This window comes from Ramlibacter aquaticus (assembly GCF_015159745.1).
In the GTDB taxonomy this organism is placed as follows: Bacteria; Pseudomonadota; Gammaproteobacteria; order Burkholderiales; family Burkholderiaceae_C; genus Ramlibacter; species Ramlibacter aquaticus.
Genome location: NZ_JADDOJ010000147.1, coordinates 1 through 3363 on the forward strand (window position 1 = coordinate 1; position 3363 = coordinate 3363).

The 3363-nt window shown below is 52.6% G+C and carries 2 rRNA genes; both read right to left on the reverse strand.

What is annotated here, in order from left to right:
- Window positions 1-80: 80 nt before the first annotated feature.
- A 5S ribosomal RNA gene (rrf, locus tag IM725_RS19755) occupies window positions 81-193 on the reverse strand.
- 119 nt (window positions 194-312) lie between these two features.
- Window positions 313-3189, reverse strand: a 23S ribosomal RNA gene (locus IM725_RS19760).
- Window positions 3190-3363 lie beyond the last annotated feature (174 nt).

Here is a 3363-nt window from a genome sequence, read left to right on the forward strand (position 1 = left end):
GCTGTGCCGTTGCAGCGCAATGAGGTCGCACAAAGACAAAAGCCCGCCTTTTGAGGGGCGGGCTTTTGAGGGCTGTAAGAGCCTGACGATGTCCTACTTTCACACGGGAACCCGCACTATCATCGGCGCTAAGGCGTTTCACTGTCCTGTTCGGGATGGGAAGGAGTGGTACCACCTTGCTATGGTCATCAGGCATAACTTTTTGCCATCCTGACTGGGTCAGGACGACCAATTCATAGAGCTTGGAATCAGCTTTTGGGTTTTGATTGCGTTCAACCTTGGCATAACACCTGATCGTTAGATCAAAGTTATAGGGTCAAGCCGCACGAGCAATTAGTACTGGTTAGCTTAACGCATTGCTGCGCTTCCACACCCAGCCTATCAACGTCCTGGTCTAGAACGACTCTTCAGGGGGCTCAAGGCCCCGGCAGATCTCATCTTGAAACGAGTTTCCCGCTTAGATGCTTTCAGCGGTTATCTCTTCCGCACTTAGCTACCCGGCAATGCCACTGGCGTGACAACCGGTACACCAGAGGTGCGTCCACTCCGGTCCTCTCGTACTAGGAGCAGGCTTCCTCAAATCTGCAGCGCCCACGGAAGATAGGGACCAAACTGTCTCACGACGTTTTAAACCCAGCTCACGTACCTCTTTAAATGGCGAACAGCCATACCCTTGGGACCGGCTACAGCCCCAGGATGAGATGAGCCGACATCGAGGTGCCAAACACCGCCGTCGATATGAACTCTTGGGCGGTATCAGCCTGTTATCCCCAGAGTACCTTTTATCCGTTGAGCGATGGCCCTTCCATACAGAACCACCGGATCACTATGTCCTGCTTTCGCATCTGCTCGACTTGTCAGTCTCGCAGTTAAGCACGCTTATGCCATTGCACTATCGTCACGATGTCCGACCGTAACTAGCGTACCTTCGAACTCCTCCGTTACGCTTTGGGAGGAGACCGCCCCAGTCAAACTGCCTACCATGCACTGTCCCCGACCCGGATAACGGGCCTAGGTTAGAACCTCAAACGCACCAGGGTGGTATTTCAACGTCGGCTCCACAAGATCTAGCGACCCTGCTTCAAAGCCTCCCACCTATCCTACACAGATCCGTTCAAAGTCCAATACAAAGCTACAGTAAAGGTTCATGGGGTCTTTCCGTCTTTCCGCGGGTAGATTGCATCATCACAAACATTTCAACTTCGCTGAGTCTCGGGAGGAGACAGTGTGGCCATCGTTACGCCATTCGTGCAGGTCGGAACTTACCCGACAAGGAATTTCGCTACCTTAGGACCGTTATAGTTACGGCCGCCGTTTACTGGGACTTCAATCAAGAGCTTGCACCCCATCATTTAATCTTCCAGCACCGGGCAGGCGTCACACCCTATACGTCCACTTTCGTGTTTGCAGAGTGCTGTGTTTTTATTAAACAGTCGCAGCCACCGATTTTTTGCAACCGCTTTGGGCTCCAGACGCGAAGTCCTTCACCTACTTGCGGCACACCTTCTTCCGAAGTTACGGTGTCAATTTGCCGAGTTCCTTCTCCCGAGTTCTCTCAAGCGCCTTAGAATACTCATCTCGCGCACCAGTGTCGGTTTGCGGTACGGTCGTTGCAAGCTGGAGCTTAGTGGCTTTTCCTGGAAGCAGGGTATCACTCACTTCGGCGGCAAGCCGCCTCGTTATCACCCCTCATCTAAGCCCGGCGGATTTTCCTACCAGGCACGACTACAGGCTTGAACCGGGACATCCAACACCCGGCTGAGCTAACCTTCTCCGTCCCCACATCGCACTTGCAATCGGTACAGGAATATTGACCTGTTTCCCATCAGCTACGCATCTCTGCCTCGCCTTAGGGGCCGACTCACTCTACGCCGATGAACGTTGCGTAGAAAACCTTGCGCTTACGGCGAGCGGGCTTTTCACCCGCTTTAACGCTACTCATGTCAGCATTCGCACTTCCGATACCTCCAGCACACCTTACGATGCACCTTCACAGGCTTACGGAACGCTCTCCTACCACGCACAGCAGAACTGTGCATCCGCAGCTTCGGTAACTGGCTTAGCCCCGTTACATCTTCCGCGCAGGACGACTCGATCAGTGAGCTATTACGCTTTCTTTAAATGATGGCTGCTTCTAAGCCAACATCCTGACTGTTTTAGCCTTCCCACTTCGTTTCCCACTTAGCCAATTTTAGGGACCTTAGCTGGCGGTCTGGGTTGTTTCCCTCTTGAGTCCGGACGTTAGCACCCGGTGCTCTGTCTCCCAAGCTGTACTCTTCGGTATTCGGAGTTTGCATAGGTTTGGTAAGTCGCCATGACCCCCTAGCCTAAACAGTGCTCTACCCCCGAAGGTAATACTTGAGGCACTACCTAAATAGTTTTCGGAGAGAACCAGCTATTTCCAAGTTTGTTTAGCCTTTCACCCCTATCCACAGCTCATCCGCTAGTTTTGCAACACTAGTCGGTTCGGACCTCCAGTACCTGTTACGGCACCTTCATCCTGGCCATGGATAGATCACTTGGTTTCGGGTCTACACCCAGCGACTGGACGCCCTGTTCGGACTCGGTTTCCCTGCGGCTACCCTATTCGGTTAACCTTGCCACTGAATGTAAGTCGCTGACCCATTATACAAAAGGTACGCCGTCACCCTTGCGGGCTCCGACTTTTTGTAAGCATGCGGTTTCAGGATCTATTTCACTCCCCTCCCGGGGTTCTTTTCGCCTTTCCCTCACGGTACTAGTTCACTATCGGTCGATTACGAGTATTTAGCCTTGGAGGATGGTCCCCCCATCTTCAGACAGGATTTCACGTGTCCCGCCCTACTTATCGCTAGCTCAGTACCACACAGATCTTTTCGAGTACGGGGCTATCACCCTCTGTAGCCGGCCTTTCCAAGCCGTTCCCCTAAGTTCTGCGCTATCACTAGCAGGCTCTTCCGATTTCGCTCGCCACTACTTTCGGAATCTCGGTTGATGTCTTTTCCTCGAGCTACTGAGATGTTTCAGTTCACCCGGTTCGCCTCCTGCACCTATGTATTCAGTGCAGGATACCTTTCGGTGGGTTTCCCCATTCGGAAATCTCCGGATCAAAGCTTATTTGCCAGCTCCCCGAAGCTTATCGCAGGCTATCACGTCCTTCGTCGCCTGTAATCGCCAAGGCATCCACCACATGCTCTTAGTCACTTGACCCTATAACTTTGACCCCTCTCACGAGGATTCTCAGTCGTCAAGAAATTGCGAGGTCTCTCACCTCGCGCGTTATGCCGTCTTCATCTTCGAACGAATTCGAAATTGAAGTTCTATGTTGACGCAATCAAAAATTCATGCTGCTCACGGCACGGTGGGCCACAAGGACCCTTTCCG